The sequence below is a fragment of the Elizabethkingia sp. YR214 genome, from assembly GCF_003058195.1.
GTDB lineage: Bacteria > Bacteroidota > Bacteroidia > Flavobacteriales > Weeksellaceae > Elizabethkingia.
The window spans coordinates 364,159-380,948 of the sequence record NZ_QBUH01000005.1; the positions used below are offsets into that span (position 1 = coordinate 364,159).

Consider the following 16,790-nt stretch of genomic DNA (forward strand, 5'->3'; position numbering starts at 1 on the left):
GTAAACCACTGATTATCAAAGTTATTATTTAATATTCAATTCAAATATTTTTTTTTAAACCTTTGATGAATTTTATAGAGAAAATGAACTATGGCAAAACGAAAAAGCCTGCTTTCAAAGTATTGAAAGCAGGCTTTTTATATCATAAACTTCTTACAGAAACTTTTCTATAAGAGGTTTTATATGCTCCGAAATAAACTGATAGCCTTTATCATTTGGATGTACCCCATCACCTGATAAAAAGATATCTTTCTCTGCAAAAAAAAGATTGTACAAGTCTACAAATACAATTCCGTTCTGAGCAGCAAACTCTTTAAGCAACCTATTGTATTCTGTTATTGCCTGATTAGATCTTTGTTTTCCGGAAGGAACTGTAATACCATCTATAGCAGAAGCAACCGGCAGAATACTTATGATGTATAAGTATGAAGTAATCTTTTTTGCTTTCTCTATTACTTCCTGTAGATTCGCTCTAAATTTCTCCGGGTTTACCATTCTGTAACCTTCTTTCAAGGCAACATCGTTAGCTCCGTAAGCAAAGAAAATAAGATTCTGATCCGGAGATGTACGTGCAGCAGCTTCTGTACTGAATCTTTTTACAAGTCCATCTGTTGTTTCGCCACCTATGCCCAAATTGAAAACATTCAGTTCCTCAATATTTTCGTTGATAAACCTGGAGTGAAAATAACGCTTCAATATATCCGTCCAACCACCTAAGACACCATCATATTCGCCATAAGTGATACTATCTCCAAAAAACAGACAATTAATCATTGTTATTGTATTACTGTTTTAATGGCTTTTAGTTCTGTGGCATCTATATTCTCAGTACCGTCTGTAATACAAGCAGAGTGTATAAAGCCAAAATACTTCTTAAGCTCACCTGCATTAGATGAACGTACTCCGCCTCCTACAAGAATAGTAATTCTGCCGTCAGCCTGTTCCTGAATAAGCTTAAGTTTGGATAATCCTTCCATTGCAGGATGTTCGCCTCCGGAAGTCAGAATTGTAGCAAAACCACAATCGATTACATCTTCCAAAGCTTCTTCTTTGTCTTGTATTCTGTCGAAAGCCCGGTGAAAAGTACAAGGCAAACCATCTGCTAATTGCACTAAAGCCGAATTTTTTTCTTTGTCAACTTTATTATCTTCGGTAAGAAATCCAAATACAAAACCATCTGCACCAGCTTCTTTTAAATTAAGTAATTCCGATTTCATCACTTCAAATTCTTCATCAGTATAAAGAAAACCTCCGCCTACAGGACGAATCATTGTAAAAACCGGAGTTGAAAAACCTGCTTTAAGCTGCTCTAGCGTTTCACGATTAGGTGTAAGACCTCCCTCTGCATAGTTCTCACATAGTTCTATTCTGTCTGCACCTTCCTTCGCTGCAATAAGAGCGGACTGCTCGTTGAAACAAGCTACTTCTATTTTTGTCATGAATATTTTTATAGTTTTTATGGTTGGATATCTTCCTGCAATACATCTGCAATCAGAAACTCATTATTTTCCTTTATTACTTTCACTTTTATAGGATAACTAAGCTGATGGGAAGCATCGGAAAGTATTACATCAAATAGAAACTCCTCTCCCTTTTGCGAAATCAGCTGGCACTTTACAACTTTTACAGTCTCCCAATCCTGCCCTGTAATTAAAAAGCCTGTACCAACACCGGCTTTACTGGCATCAAATTTGGCTTTCCATTTTTGTTCAAATTCTTTTCGGGTAAGACTTCCATCAACGTCCATATCTACATTCATTGCATCACTCTTGTAGTCATAGTAGTCTTTGGTTGTCATATCCTTCATCATCTTATCCAAATTACCCAAATCTCCGGCAAAATAGTTTTCAATATGTGTCTCCAGCCAATTATGTGCTTCATCAGTTTCTTTTTTCTCATCATCATACACTGCACTTCCCGATTGTTGTACACTAATTTCTGCAGTATCCTTTTTAGGCCTTTCTTTACAGGAAAGGATAGCAAAAGCCCCGATAATAAATATTTTTTTCGTCATATTATGTTTTTATAATGGTTACTACTTCAGAGCAAAGCCAGGTGTCTCCAGACGATTTCCTTTCTGATCGTGTACTGCAAAATTAAACCCGTCCTGGATACAGTAAGCGCCATATTCTCCTTTTTTATTCAGAGCAATAAAACCGACCTGGATATCTTTAAGGTTTTTGCCTCTTCTGTTTACAATCTTTACGATTCTCTCAACAGCTTCTTTACATGCCTGCTGAGGCGTTCTTCCCTGATTCATTAGTTCTACAACCAGGTGAGTTCCTACTGTACGGATTACTTCCTCTCCATGTCCGGTTGCTGTAGCAGCTCCGATTTCATTATCTACAAAAAGTCCGGCTCCGATAATTGGTGAATCTCCTACTCTGCCATGCATTTTATACGCCATTCCGCTTGTTGTACAAGCTCCGGAAAGATTCCCTTGTGCATCCAAAGCAATCATCCCGATAGTATCGTGATTTTCAATATTTACAATAGGCTTATACTGACTTGTTTTCAGCCATTCTTTCCATTCTTTTTCAGATTCGGCTGTAAGAAGATTTTCTTTTTTGAATCCCTGAGACAATGCAAATTCCAAAGCTCCATCTCCCACCAACATTACATGCGGCGTTTTTTCCATTACAGCGCGGGCTACAGAAATTGGATTTTTAATATGTTCCATACATGCAACAGAACCAATATTATAATTTTCATCCATAATACAGGCATCCAGCGTTACTCTGCCATCTCTGTCCGGGCGTCCGCCATACCCTACACTTCTTTCCGTAGGATCATCTTCTACCAATCTTACCCCTTTTTCTACAGCATCCAATGCTTTACCTCCTTTAGATAAAACTTTCCAGGCCTCTACATTAGCATGAAGACCAAAATTCCATGTAGAAAGCACAATTGGCTTGTTGGTCGTTTTTGGTTCAGAAATATCTAATAAGTTTTTAGCTTCTAATGGATTAATAGCGATTGCAGCAGTTGCAATTCCCAGTTTTTTGATGAAATTTCTTCGGTTATTGTTCATAGTTTATTGCTTATCTCTTAATACGCTTAACAAATATCTAAAAAAAAATGCTCTGATAAAATTATCAAAGTCATTTAATGAAGTTTATGCTGCATTTTTATTTATCTTTACTCGCATAATGGACATTCTCACTACTTTTAGGAATATTAGCTTCTTTCAGGAATTATCTGACGAAGAAATTAATATTTTAGTAAGCATAGCCACTCCAAAACTACTTCATAAAAAAGAAAAATTAATTGCTCCGGGGCAATCTTTTAATTACCTTTTTATTCTTTCTAACGGTCTACTCAGATTTTTCTTTGATGATGAAAACGGCGTTGAAAACAATCTCTTCTTACCATCTGAAAAAGAAGCTGCTATAATAGAAAATCCCGAAGCTTATTCTTATGAGAACACAACAAGGTACACAATTGAAGCTGTTGTTAATACTCAGATTTTTCTGTTCAACAAAAACGAGTTTGAAGAAGCTGCTTTCAAATACAGAGGGATCCATGATCTGTATATAAAATCTCTGAAACAAATCATCAGTATCTTAAAAACACGCACAGAGCAATTATGTTCTTCATCTCCGCATTCACGGTATGAAGACTTTTTAAGAGATCGTCCCTTCACTTCTCAAAATGCCAGCAGAAAGCATATTGCGAACTTTTTGGGCATTACCCCAAATTCGCTTTCACGTATGACAGCAAGAATTCACCAGAAGAGAAATCAAAGAAAAAAATAACTTAAGAATATTTTTTCTCATTTTGTTCAGTCTATTTTTGCTTACTGAAAACATAAATAAAAATGAGAAGAAAACTGTTTACCAACATTTTAATTAATCAGGTTTATTAGAATTAGCGGAAACAAATCAGGAATTGATTAATTCCATTCTTGTTTACTACAACCTTATCAATATTATTATTTCACTATGCAAAGAATATCCATTTTTCTCTGCCTGCTACTATCATGCAATTTTGTGCAGGCAGCAACAGGCAACATTGAAGAAAACATAGCAGATTTTGCGTCATGGTTCATTTTACTGCTATTGCCAATTGCAGGAATTTATCTTTTCTGGAAAGTTCATATTTATCCGGAAAAGGTAGCCGAAAAAAAGAACCATCCTCAGTTAAATGCCATTAAGAGTATGTGCCTGTTATCCCTAATATTCGGAGGATTGCTATGGCCAATTGCATTAATATGGGCTAACTATAATTACAAGGATCAAAAAGATAACACAAACATTACTGAAGAAAATTAATTATGCTGGAATTACTTGTCGCTATATATGCCGGAATATGCTGGTTACTTATAAAAAAACTAAAACTTATTCCATGGACTTTCACTACACAGGTAGTTGTTTATTCCCTTCCTATATTTGGAAGCATTGCTCTGATACTAAGTCTTAACTATTACTGTCCCATAACATCTGATGTTAAAGTAGGAAACAGAAGTGTAGATATTACAACCCAAATACTGGGAAAAGTAAAAAAGGTATATGTAAGTACCAATCAGGAAGTGAAAAAGGGAGATACCTTATTCGTATTGGACAGAGAACCTTTTATACAAGAAATTAAATCTCTTGAGGCTAAATTGAGCAATACAAAGGCTACAGTTGGCTCATATAATGCTGACATCCAAGCTTCTCTTAAAAATATTACAGGATTACAATCTCAGCTGGAACTGGCTAATAAAAGAGTAACCCAATATCAGGAACTCGTTGCTGCCGGAGCAGCTAATAAATTTGATCTGGAGCAGGCTATTACAAATGCTCGTGATTTGCAATCCCGTATAAGCGCTGCACAATCCCAACAACAATCATTAGAAACCAAATATAATGCATCTTATAACGGAGAAAATTCTTCGGTATCTGAAATTCAGGCAAAACTGGATCAGGCAAAATGGAATCTTTCTCAAACCATTGTTTTAGCACCTACAGATGGGACAATTCCTAACGTCCAGCTAAACGAAGGCGCTATTATGGCACCTTTTAAATCTGCTTTTGTTCTCATCCAGAAGCAACAATCTGTAATTGGTTTTTTTGCTCAGAATGAATTAGAAACAGTAAAAAAAGGAGATGAAGTCGAACTGGCCCTCAAAACTGAACCGGGAAAAGTTGTCAAAGCCAGATTAGAATATGTAATTGATGCTACCAGTCAAGGTATTATGAATAACGCAGGAGGAATGCTGGGAGGAAATGGTTCTACTGCAGGGCTGCCAGACACTGCCAGAGTACTTCCTGAAACAGATGGAAAGCTTATTGCAAAATTTGTATTAGAAGATAGTCAAAAACAACTAACTGTTGGAGCAAGAGGAACAGCAGTAATATATTCCGATCATATAAAACCCTTGCATCTTATCCGAAAAGTAATGGTGCGTGTGAACAGTAAAATAAACTTCCTGATTCCTAAACTTCACTAACATGTATAAAAAGTTAATTATATCGGGGATAATTTCTGTGAGCTTAATGTCTTGTATAGGATACAAAGAAGCAACTAAAGAAACAACAGATCATTTAAAAGAAAAAAGTGAAATCATTTCCAATATTAAAATTCCAGATAACTGGATTTTCAATAGAAATGTTACCTCAGATTCATTTTCTTATGAGTGGATTAATGACCTTAAGTCTCCTCAATTAGAAGCACTGATTAATGAAGGAATGCTGTACAATGCAGATATTATCATTGCAAAAGAAAGACTTAATCAGGTCGAATTAGCGATGGAAATTGCAGGAACCGACCTCTATCCAAGCGTTAATGCCGTTGCAAATACATCTAACAACCTTGTTAGTGGCAGCCAGATTAGAAGCCTGGCTCTAAAAGCCAATTGGGAATTAGATATCTGGGGGAAAAGAAAATCTTCACAAATGGCCAGTACTAGTGATTATTTTTCAGCAGTACATCAAAATATCCTGCTGCGCCAGTCCATTGCCGGTATGATTGCCAAAGCTTATTTTCTGAATATAGCAGGTAATATTCAGGAAGATAAAATTGAAAGTTATATTCAGGAATCTCAAAATCTGGAAAAACTATACAGCATACAGAAAAAAGTAGGTACAGCTAATGCATTGGATTTATCAAATATCTCGGCTGAGATTATTTCTTTGAAAGGATATCTGGAAAAAGTGAAAAATGCCAATATACAATCCAGAAGAACTCTTGAATTACTTACAGGAAAATACCCGGAAGGGAAACTCACAACACAGGATTCTTTTAATCCTGTAAAAAATAAAATTCCGGAATCTATCCCATTAAGTCTTTTAGAAAAAAGGTCTGATATACAAGTCCAGCATTTCAAAATAGAGAAAGCCTTCTATGAAGTACAACAAGCCAATGCAGCAAGACTTCCTTCTCTTAATATAAGTGCCTCTTTCGGAACTGCAGGAAGTAATGTAGATGCTATAAATTCTTTGTTCTCCAATCCACTATTAAAAGTGGGCGGTGGGTTAGTTTCTCCGTTATTTAACAATGGAAAACTAAAAAAGAATGTAGAGATAAAAAATTCCCAGCAAAAGCAGACTGTCGAAGAATATTCAAAAACAGTTCTGAATGCTTTGAATGAAACAGAATCTGCTCTAGCAAATTTACGTTCTGTCGAAAAGCAAATTGGCTATAGTCAAAATGCTATAGATGAGCTTAAAAATAATATTACATTAACTCATAAACAAATAAAAGTGGGTACCAGTAATAGTTTTGTACTAATCCGAAAACAACGGGATCTTCTTAAAAATGAAATGAATCTCATTAATCTGGAACTGCAAAACAGAATAGAACGCATCAATTTGTATATGGATTTAGGTGCAGAAAACCTCATATCATTATAATTTTTTCAAAAAAAGGAGTCAGATAATCTGACTCCTTTTCTATATAAACTGTTATATAAATAATTAATTTACTGCGATTTCATCTACAAATAACCACGCTTTATTCCCTGATCCATCTTTTCCGTCAGGAATTTTTCCCATGTTTTTAATCTCCACTTTTATAAACTGTGCTGTTTGTTGTGGGAAACTCATTGTAATAACTCCGTTGCTCTGCTGAATAGTAGCAGCATCTACTCCTTTTACTTCTCTAAAGTCTGTTCCATTATCAGAAACATAAACCTTAGCCGCCGATGGCCAGTAGATCCAGCTTCCCGGACGTTCCAATGTAGAAAACTGAACACTTGTAAAATCTGTTTTAGCACCAAAATCTATAGTTGCCACAACATCCTTACCAGAAAAGCCTAACCAAGATTTACCATGATTCTTCATATTTCCGCGGATTCCATCCACAAGAGAAGCAGCTCCACCTGTCGAATAAGCTTCGCTAGGTTGCTTTTCCAACGTGATTTTCTTTCCGGTTGATTTAGTGATCAAGAAATCCTGACTTGTTACAGCACTTGCTTTTTTTCCATTCTCGAAATATGCAGACTTTACAGTCATTGTTCTATCAACCTGAATTGGATTACTGTATACATTAGATTGTAAAGTAGGCTCTGATCCGTCTGTTGTATAACGGATATTCTCAGGTTTATTTGCAGAAGTAAGATTATAAAAAACCTTTCCGTCTTTAGAAGTAGATTTACCATCTACCTCATAAATCGCTTTGCTATAATCAATTCCTTTTCTATCCAGGATTTTGAAATGCTGAATAACTCTGCCTTCAAAATTTTTGTATTCATCCGGATTGGATGTTCCCCAAGCCACTTCAGAAAGAGCCATCATTCTTGGGAAGATCATGTGTTGTACATGTTTAAAATCCAGAATATATTCTGTCCATAGATTTCCTTGTGTTCCCCAGATATATTTCGCCTGTTCTGGAGTCAGTTCTTTCGGGATCGGATTATAAGCATATACTTTAGGTAGCCTTAGGTCACCACCAATAGCAATTGGTTCGGTATCCGGACTTCCCTGATAGTAGTCAAAATAGTTGGTAGACGTAGGTGTCATAATAGCCTTATGACCAGTCTTTGCAGCATGTATTCCACCTTCAATACCTGTCCAGCTCATCACCGTTGCATTTGGTGCAAGGCCTCCTTCCAGAATTTCATCCCAGCCAATAATTTGTTTTCCCTTAGAGTTAATATATTTCTCCATACGGGTTATAAAATAACTTTGAAGGTGAAGTTCGTCTTTCAAATCCAGTTTCTTGATTAGATCCTGAGCAAACTTACTTTCCTTCCAACGTTTTTTCGGAGCTTCGTCTCCACCGATATGAATATATTGGTACGGGAATAGTGGAATAACCTCATCCAGTACACCTTCTAAAAACTTAAAAGTTTCCTCTTTAGGGCAGAAAATATCCTCCATCACTCCCCAGGTCTTTCCAACTTTAAACGGTCCTTCCGTACATGCCAGATTAGGATAAGCTGCTAAAGCTGCCTGAGCATGTCCCGGCATTTCTATTTCCGGAATGACATCGATATGAAGCTTCTTTGCATAGGCAACAACATCTTTAACCTGCTCTTGTGTATAGAAACCCCCGTATCTTTTATCATCGAACTTCATGTCAGTATAACGGCCAACCTGTGAACCATCTCTCCATGCGCCAACTTCTGTAAGTTTAGGATATTTTTTTATTTCAATTCTCCAGCCCTGGTCATCGGTAAGATGCCAGTGGAATTTATTGTATTTATAAGCCGCAAGATAATCCAGATAATTTTTAACTTCATCTGCATTGAAGAAATGACGGCTTACATCCAGCATCATTCCTCTGTAAGCAAATTTTGGATAATCTTCAATCTCTAAGTAAGGAATCTTCAGATCATCTTTATGCTCTTCCACAAGCTGCAAAAGGGTTTGTACACCATAAAATAATCCCTGATTATCGTATCCGGCAATATTAATCCCTTTATCATTTATGGTTAATGTATAGTATCCTTCCTTCTGTTTTGCATCTTTTTTCAGAAGTGTAAAAGTTACATTAGCTTTTGGAGATAGTTTATAGTCTTGTCCGGTAATACTTTTCAGTTGTTTCTGTAAGTATACTGCCTCCGGAATAGCTTTGGAAGACTGTATGGAAATATTATTAAAATTATAGGCAGATTGCTGAACTGTTATTTTCTGGGGTTTGGGAATAATTGAGTTTTGCCCGTATGCTGCTGTCCCCATAGATAAAGCAGCCAACAGGACCATGGAATTTAGTTTTTTCATGTTACAGATTTTAACCAAAGATAGTTTAATTTTTTTTATTCTTAGTAACGATTAACTCAAGAGTCCGATTACTTCACAAAACGACTTGTTATTTTATTAGAGCCTAGCAATATTGTCACCCCATAACTTGTTAGAAAGCTTATAATGGCAATACCCAAAATTTTGACAGTTGCAGGGAGAAAATCCAAATGAAGAAATACATCTGTAAACGCCTGTACCAGGATAAAATGACAAAGAAAAATACCAAATGTTGCCGATGATATATTTTTCAACATTTTGGATTCTTTGATATTGATTTTTTGAAAAACAATGAACATCGCAAACGTCATCATTGCGACATTAATATTGCAGAAGTACCATACAATTTCCAGATTGGCATAATTAGCCGGAAAATACTTTTGGGTAATCAGAAAACCTGCAAAAGTGATTGCAAATCCTGTAATAAACAAAGGTACAGCAACCGAAAGTGTTTTACTCCACGTCCAGTTCAGCGGATATTTTACCAAATAATAAGCCAGAATAATATAACCTAAAAAGCCGGAAAAGTAGTAAAAAGTTCCAAATTCATTCCAATTGCAAACGCCCCAAATACCTGCATTATCATAATTACCTGTATACCCCAGCAAAGGAGCAGCCATCTTGATATATGGCGCAATAAGTGAAACACACCAGAAGGCTAGAAAAATGCGAATATCTTTAGCTGAAGCAGTATTTAGCCATACTCCTATAATCGGAATAAAAAGATAAACACCTATTAGCATATAAAGATACCACAAGGGTGTTGTGTCATAATTAAAATTAAAAACTGATGTTCCTATCTTTTTTAGTGTAGCCTGCCATGTAAAATTAGAAAGATCAATAACCACACTGTTACTTGCCTTTATATAATTAAGATACAGGAAGAACAGCAAAGGCAAAACAACGGACCAGAAGATTAAAGGAATTACAATACGTCCGATTCTTTTTTTGTAAAATGTAGACAAATCTGTCGTTACGGGAAATAAGAGAATTCCGGACATCATTGCAAAAAGCGGAACACATGGCCTTACAAGGCTTCCCCAGAAAACTCCGGTATGAAAGCTGAAACTGTTATCAAAAGATCCGACAAAAGCATCGCAACTGTGTGAAATAATTACCATAAAGCACACAACAATGCGCAGCAAGTCTATCCAGGGAATATAGACTCGTCCTGTCTGAGTTTTCATATTTTCGGATTAATTAGTTTTTAAGTCTACTAAAATAAGGAAGAAAAACCAATTTACTATCCTAGTTTATTGTTTATAATTACAATTCGGTAAAAAAACTCATGTTTCACATTAACTATAAAACAATTTGTTATATAAGACGGTTTTCTATAATTTTATCCGACTAAACCATGATCATTTAATTAATTATGAATGAGATAAGATTGTATGCACTTTTTTGTCTGAGTGCTCTTGCAGGGTTTTCCAATATGACACCTGCCCAACAGACAGAATGGAACAAAGGCCAGACCTTTACAGAAGCCTCTATGAAAACAAAGAATGCTGAAGAAACCTGGAAAGGTATTTCCTCTGGTTTGCACAGTTCTTTTGTGAGTATTGATAAACGTTACAGTAAAGATCAGGCTCCTGTCATGATAAAGAACAATACTATATCCTTAAAAGGATGGAGAGGAGAACGTTTATCTGCTCAGGTATTACTATGGACAACTGATCCTATTTCAGATATCAAAGTACAGGTATCCGATTTCACCTCTAAAAACGGAAAGAAAACAGCGCCTTCAGGCTATGCCAGATTCGAACGTTATGTTATAACAGATGAATTTGGTCCCGGATGTGGATGGAGAAAGCCCCAGGATTTCAGCGCATCTTTATCTCCGGATATGCTGGATGACCTTACATCATTTAGTATAGGAAAAAAAGAAGCGAGACCTGTATGGATTACAATAACAATCCCAAAAAATGTAGAAAAAGGTACTTATAATGCTAACGTACAGATCACTTCTCCTACTACAAAACAACAGAAACTCGACATATCCCTGGATGTTATCGACATGGTTCTTCCGGAACCTTCTAAATGGACATTCCATCTTGACCAATGGCAACATCCTTCAGCTGTAGCTCGTGTTAACAATGTACCAGCCTGGAGCGATGAACACTTCAAAGCCCTAAAGCCACAAATGCAGATGTTGGCTAATTTGGGTCAGAAAGTAATCACCACTACTCTAAATAAAGATCCATGGCATGTTCAGACCCAGGACCCTTATGAAGATATGATTATCTGGACAAAGGAAAAAAATGGAAGCTGGTCTTATGATTATACCGTATTTGATAAATGGGTTTCCTTCATGATGGATCTGGGTGTCAAAAAAATGATCAACTGCTACTCTATTGTTCCGTGGAATAACGAAATCCATTATAAAGATGCTGCTACAGGTAAATTTGTTGATGTTATAGCCAAACCGGGTACGGACGAATTTGTAAAAATTTGGGAACCTTTTCTCAAAGATTTCGTAAAGCACCAAAAGAAAAAAGGCTGGCTGGAAATCACCAATATAGCTTTGGACGAAAGAGACAAGAATGAAATGGGAGCAGCCTTTGCACTTATAAAAAAAGTAGCACCCGCTTTGGGCGTTTCTTATGCAGACAATCAGCAAACCTTCAAACGTTATCCTGATAGCAAAGACGTAAGTACAGCTGTACAACATCCATTATCATCTCAGGATTTAAAAGATCGAAATTCCAGAGGACTGAATACAACTTTCTATGTTTATTGTGGCAATAATTTCCCTAACCAGTTTACATTCTCGGACCCCGCAGAATCTACCTATATGGGTTGGTATGCAATGGCTGCAGGATATAATGGTGCATTGCGTTGGGCTTTCAATTCCTGGGTAGAAAATCCATTGGTAGACTCAAGATTTAGAACATGGCCTGCCGGAGACACGTATATTGTGTATCCACAAGCCAGAGGATCTATCCGCTACGAGCGATTACTAGAAGGCATACAGGATTATGAAAAAATATCGATTGTAAAAAAGCTTTTAAAAGCAAAGAAAGATACAGGAAATCTCAATGCACTGGATTTAGCTATCAGTAAACTCAATAATGACAAACGGCATGATGGCTGGAATCAGGATCTGAATACAGCTAAAGAGCTACTGAACAAGATCTCTAAATCGTTAACTAAGTAAATTACTAACTGCAAAAGGTTCAAATGTCTTTTCTGAAAATACAGAACTTTTTTTGAGCCTTTTGCGGTTTATAAAATTTTATACTCAATTTTTTTATTTCTTGGGCAGCCAGGAACAAAAAACAGATTAAATTATCTAAGTAATACTGAATAACGAGGTATTAATCCGTATGATGTGGTTTGTTTAAAAACAATAGTATCTTCCCCGTCTACATTTAGCCTTCCTTCTGCTACAACAGAACCTTTCTTGTCTTTGAATTTGATATACGCCACACCTCCTTTCACATATCCATTAACAGACCAGGTTAGCTTTTTTGCTTTTTTCCCAAAAGTACTGTAATTAGCTACTCCCTCTATATTAGTTCCTTTTTGTAAAATATCAAAAGCCAGAACTCCTGTTTTCTCTCCCTCGCTGGAATATTTTCCTGCAAAACGATCAACCTCCTGCTTAGTACTTGTACCCGACTGTAGATCTCCGGAAAAGATATGCTCAGGTTGCATTTGTGCTTGCAACGTAAAACTAAATGAAAGAATAGCAGCAATAGCAAAAAAACTTTTTTTCATATTATATATTTATGTAATTAAGAATAGATATTTATAATTATAAAATTACAAATTAATCATTAAGATCAATACTGTACCCAAATAATATTTTTTAGTATCCAGTACAGATTATCATTCAGGAATTGCATTAATTATATCACACAAAAATTCCTTATCAAAAGACAATTTTTCATTCAGAATACCTATCGGTTTTTATCCACAACTTTATTTTTATTTTGTTTTTTCGAGTTAACTTGCACAAAAATTTTCATGTTTGCTCTGGTCGACTGCAACAATTTCTTTGTAAGCTGCGAACGGGCGCTGGACAGCGATCTGATCGACAAACCTGTTGTGGTACTTTCCAACAACGATGGCTGTGTTATATCCAGAAGCGAGGAAGCAAAAGCACTGGGCATACCCATGTGTGCTCCAACTTTTAAATATGAAAAATTCTTTCAGGAAAATAATGTAGTAAGCCTCTCTGCGAAGTTCGAATTATACAATTTCAGAAGCCAGCATGTAATGGATATCATAAAGAAATATGCTCCTGAAGTAGAAGTTTACAGCATAGACGAGGCCTTCCTCAATCTTTCAGGTTTTAAATACATCAATATTGCAGACCACTGTATAAAACTAAAACAGGATGTAATGAACACTGAAGGTATCCCTGTAAGTGTAGGCATCGCTCCAACCAAGACTTTAGCTAAAATCGCCAACAGAATTGCCAAGAAAAATCCGGCTAAATTTGAAGGACTCTTTATTCTGGAAAAGTCAGAAGATATAGAAAAAGCTCTTAAATGGCTGAATATAGAAGATGTATGGGGAATTGGCCGCAGATTGGGTGCCCGTATGAAAGATGCCGGCATTTATAAAGCTTATGATCTTCTGGGCAAACCGGAACCATGGATACGCAAGGAAATGGGTATAAATGGTATTCGCCTTGTAAATGAACTAAAAGGTATCCCGCAATTGGAAACCTCTAATACTTCCGGCAAGAAATCTATTGCTGTTACCCGAAGTTTTATGGAAATGGTGACTACCAAAGAAGAATTACAGGAACGCATTTGTTCATTTGCTTTTTCAGCAGGTGAGAAACTTCGCAAACAAAAGAGTTGCTGCAAAGCACTTACTGTATTTGTAGGTACCAACCGATTCCGAAAAGATCTTCCGGAATATAAAAATGCTATTTCATTTCATTTCCAAAATCCTGTAAGCTCCTCAATAGATCTTGCTAAAATTGCGGCAAAGCTTCTGGACGAAATATTTATTGAAGGCTATCATTACAAAAGAGCTGGTGTATGGATTAATGATTTTGTTCCGGAAGACGAAAGACTCATAAGCCTTTTTGAAGAAGACCACTTCGACAGGCACAAAAATATTATGGAAGCTATGGACAAGCTTAATCGCCGCTACGGAAAGGATAAAATTCGTCTTGGAAATCTGGATTTCAAAAGTAATTATGGTAGAAAGAAGCTTTCCGCCAACTATGAAGATTTCTTAAAAAACAACACTCTACCCGAAGCTGATTACAGGTTCCAATAAGAACAAATGTTAAATTTCACACAACACCCCTAAAAAAAATAGGGGTATTGCTATTTTATTTCAAAAAATATTTAAATTTGCACCACTTAACCAACACAACAATGTCAACATTAAGATTTAAAGCCTTAGCTGAACTTCCTTTCAGAAATTACAGACAAGACAATTTCGTAGAAGTTCCCGGAAAACTTTCAGAACTATTCTGTTCTAATGTATTCTCAGAATACACCATGAGAGAATATCTTACCAAAGAAGCATTCAACTCTATTATGGATGCTATAAAAAAAGGATCACAGATACAGCGTCATATTGCAGATCAAGTTGCTGTTGCAATGAAAGACTGGGCTATGTCTAAAGGTGTTACACATTATACACACTGGTTTCAGCCATTAACTGGTTCTACTGCCGAAAAACACGATTCATTCTTTACTCCGATTGAAGGAGACAGAGCTATCGAACGTTTCAATGGCGGAATGCTTATCCAACAGGAACCAGATGCTTCATCTTTCCCTAACGGAGGAATCAGAAATACTTTTGAGGCAAGAGGATATACTGCATGGGATCCAACATCTCCTGCATTTATTATGGGAACTACACTTTGTATTCCTTCTATCTTTATTTCCTATACAGGAGAAACGTTAGATTACAAAACCCCTCTATTAAGAGCTCTAAGTGCTGTTGATGAAGCTGCAACTGATGTATGTAAAGCTTATTTTGATAAAAACGTAACGAAAGTTATGCCTACCCTAGGCTGGGAACAGGAATATTTCCTTGTAGACTCAGCTTTATATATTTCCCGTCCGGACCTTGTACTAACAGGAAAAACTCTTTTAGGACACTCTCCGGCAAAAGGACAACAGCTAGACGACCATTATTTCGGTTCTATCCCTACAAGGGTAATGAACTTTATGAAAGAGTTGGAAATTGAATGTATGAAACTGGGGATTCCTGTAACTACACGTCACAATGAGGTTGCTCCTAACCAGTTTGAGCTTGCTCCAATGTTCGAGGAAGTAAACGTAGCTGTTGACCACAACTCTTTATTAATGGATGTTATGGCAAGAGTTGCACACAAGCACCATTTCCACATTTTGTTCCACGAAAAACCATTCGCTGGTGTAAACGGAAGTGGAAAGCACAACAACTGGAGTCTTGCTACGGATACAGGTGAAAACCTTCTAAGTCCGGGTAAAAATCCTAAGAAAAACTTACAGTTCCTTACATTCTTTGTAAACAGTCTGAAAGCTGTTCACGATTATGCAGACTTATTAAGAGCAAGTATTGCTTCTGCAAGCAACGATCACAGACTAGGTGCAAATGAAGCTCCTCCAGCTATTATCTCTGCATTTATCGGAACCCAGCTATTCTCTGTTCTTGAAGAACTGGAAAAAGTAACTGATGGAAAATTATCTCCTGAAGAGAAAACTGAATTAAAACTAAACGTTGTCGGAAAAATTCCTGAAATCCTTCTGGATAACACCGACAGAAACAGAACTTCACCATTTGCTTTCACTGGAAACAAATTTGAAATTCGTGCTGTAGGATCTTCTGCAAACTGTGCAGAGCCAATGACTGTAATGAATGCTATCGCTGCTAAGCAGCTAAAAGTATTCAAAGCAGAAGTAGATGCTTTAATTGAAAAAGGACTGAAGAAGGATGAAGCAATCTTCAACGTTCTTAGAGAATATATCAAGCAATTGAAAAACATCCTTTTCGAAGGTGACGGTTATTCCGATGACTGGGCTAAAGAAGCAAAAAAGAGAGGTCTTAATAACTTAAAGACTACTCCTGAGGCTCTTAAACAAGAAATGGATAAGAAATTTGCGGATCTTTATGAAGAGTTAGGCATCTTCTCTCACAGAGAATTTGAAGCAAGAAACGAAATTAAATTCGAAAAATACTCTACAGTTATCGATATTGAAGCGAGAGTATTGGCTGATATTGCAAGAAACCACATTATCCCTGCTGCACTTAATTATCAGAACAGATTAATTGAGAACGTTAAAGGATTAAAGGAAATATTTGGTGACAAAGAATTCCAGAATTTAGCAAAAGAGCAAATCAGTCTTATTACTCAGATTTCTGCAAATGTTTCTAACATCAAAATTGGTGTAGACAACTTATTAACAGAAAAAGAGAAAGCTAAGAACACAAAAGATAGCCATAAGCAGGCAGAAGCATACTGCAACAAAGTAAAACCTTTATTCGAAATTATCAGAGAAGCTTCTGATTCATTAGAAATGATGGTTGATGATGAACTTTGGCCATTAACTAAATACAGAGAACTTTTGTTCACCCGTTAATACACCAATTAACATCTATATAGAGGAAACAGACTGCTGCTGGCAGTCTGTTTTTTGTTTATATTAATTATTTTCGTACCCCTACAGG

At 36.4% G+C, this 16,790-nt stretch carries 14 protein-coding genes; 7 read left to right on the forward strand and 7 right to left on the reverse strand.

Features of this window, described 5'->3' with window-relative positions:
- Positions 1-153: 153 nt before the first annotated feature.
- Genes C8J95_RS12395 through C8J95_RS12410 form a run of 4 tightly spaced genes read right to left on the reverse strand, consistent with a single transcriptional unit; the run spans position 154 to position 3,031 of the window.
- Positions 154-774, reverse strand: coding sequence for an SGNH/GDSL hydrolase family protein (locus C8J95_RS12395; RefSeq protein WP_107808611.1), 621 nt, complete (start codon positions 772-774; stop codon positions 154-156).
- A 2-nt stretch (positions 775-776) separates the two neighbouring features.
- Positions 777-1,439 (reverse strand): copper homeostasis protein CutC, encoded by a 663-nt coding sequence (locus tag C8J95_RS12400; protein WP_107808612.1) that lies wholly within the window; start codon positions 1,437-1,439, stop codon positions 777-779.
- Between the two features lie 17 nt (positions 1,440-1,456).
- Positions 1,457-2,014: a hypothetical protein gene (locus C8J95_RS12405; RefSeq protein ID WP_107808613.1), complete on the reverse strand. Its 558-nt coding sequence runs from the start codon at positions 2,012-2,014 to the stop codon at positions 1,457-1,459.
- Between the two features lie 21 nt (positions 2,015-2,035).
- On the reverse strand, positions 2,036-3,031 hold the full coding sequence (locus tag C8J95_RS12410; RefSeq protein WP_107808614.1) for an isoaspartyl peptidase/L-asparaginase family protein: 996 nt from the start codon (positions 3,029-3,031) through the stop codon (positions 2,036-2,038).
- A gap of 118 nt (positions 3,032-3,149) precedes the next feature.
- Between C8J95_RS12410 and C8J95_RS12415 the strand changes: the two genes are divergently transcribed.
- The 4 genes from C8J95_RS12415 (at position 3,150) to C8J95_RS12430 (ending at position 6,833) form a co-directional block, all read left to right on the forward strand.
- The gene (locus C8J95_RS12415) at positions 3,150-3,755 is read left to right on the forward strand and encodes a Crp/Fnr family transcriptional regulator (protein WP_255412798.1); all 606 of its coding nucleotides are present in this window, start codon (positions 3,150-3,152) and stop codon (positions 3,753-3,755) included.
- A 186-nt stretch (positions 3,756-3,941) separates the two neighbouring features.
- Positions 3,942-4,271, forward strand: coding sequence for a DUF3302 domain-containing protein (locus C8J95_RS12420; protein ID WP_107808616.1), 330 nt, complete (start codon positions 3,942-3,944; stop codon positions 4,269-4,271).
- A gap of 2 nt (positions 4,272-4,273) precedes the next feature.
- Positions 4,274-5,431, forward strand: coding sequence for an HlyD family secretion protein (locus tag C8J95_RS12425; RefSeq protein ID WP_107808617.1), 1,158 nt, complete (start codon positions 4,274-4,276; stop codon positions 5,429-5,431).
- Between the two features lies 1 nt (position 5,432).
- Entirely contained in the window at positions 5,433-6,833 is a 1,401-nt protein-coding gene (locus C8J95_RS12430; RefSeq protein ID WP_107808618.1) for a TolC family protein, read from the forward strand.
- A gap of 63 nt (positions 6,834-6,896) precedes the next feature.
- Here C8J95_RS12430 and C8J95_RS12435 read toward each other — a convergent pair whose 3' ends face one another.
- Positions 6,897-9,143: a family 20 glycosylhydrolase gene (locus C8J95_RS12435; RefSeq protein WP_107808619.1), complete on the reverse strand. Its 2,247-nt coding sequence runs from the start codon at positions 9,141-9,143 to the stop codon at positions 6,897-6,899.
- 68 nt (positions 9,144-9,211) lie between these two features.
- Positions 9,212-10,348 (reverse strand): acyltransferase, encoded by a 1,137-nt coding sequence (locus C8J95_RS12440; RefSeq protein WP_107808620.1) that lies wholly within the window; start codon positions 10,346-10,348, stop codon positions 9,212-9,214.
- A gap of 188 nt (positions 10,349-10,536) precedes the next feature.
- On the opposite strand from C8J95_RS12440, the gene C8J95_RS12445 reads away from it, so the two are divergent.
- Positions 10,537-12,318: a DUF4091 domain-containing protein gene (locus C8J95_RS12445; RefSeq protein ID WP_107808621.1), complete on the forward strand. Its 1,782-nt coding sequence runs from the start codon at positions 10,537-10,539 to the stop codon at positions 12,316-12,318.
- A 131-nt stretch (positions 12,319-12,449) separates the two neighbouring features.
- On the opposite strand, the gene C8J95_RS12450 is transcribed toward C8J95_RS12445, so the two are convergent.
- Entirely contained in the window at positions 12,450-12,881 is a 432-nt protein-coding gene (locus tag C8J95_RS12450) for a hypothetical protein (RefSeq protein ID WP_107808622.1), read from the reverse strand.
- A gap of 249 nt (positions 12,882-13,130) precedes the next feature.
- Between C8J95_RS12450 and C8J95_RS12455 the strand changes: the two genes are divergently transcribed.
- Together C8J95_RS12455 and C8J95_RS12460 are read left to right on the forward strand one after the other, a co-directional pair.
- On the forward strand, positions 13,131-14,402 hold the full coding sequence (locus tag C8J95_RS12455; protein WP_107808623.1) for a Y-family DNA polymerase: 1,272 nt from the start codon (positions 13,131-13,133) through the stop codon (positions 14,400-14,402).
- A gap of 101 nt (positions 14,403-14,503) precedes the next feature.
- Complete coding sequence (locus C8J95_RS12460) at positions 14,504-16,702, forward strand: glutamine synthetase III (protein ID WP_107808624.1); 2,199 nt, start codon at positions 14,504-14,506, stop codon at positions 16,700-16,702.
- Positions 16,703-16,790: the final 88 nt, after the last annotated feature.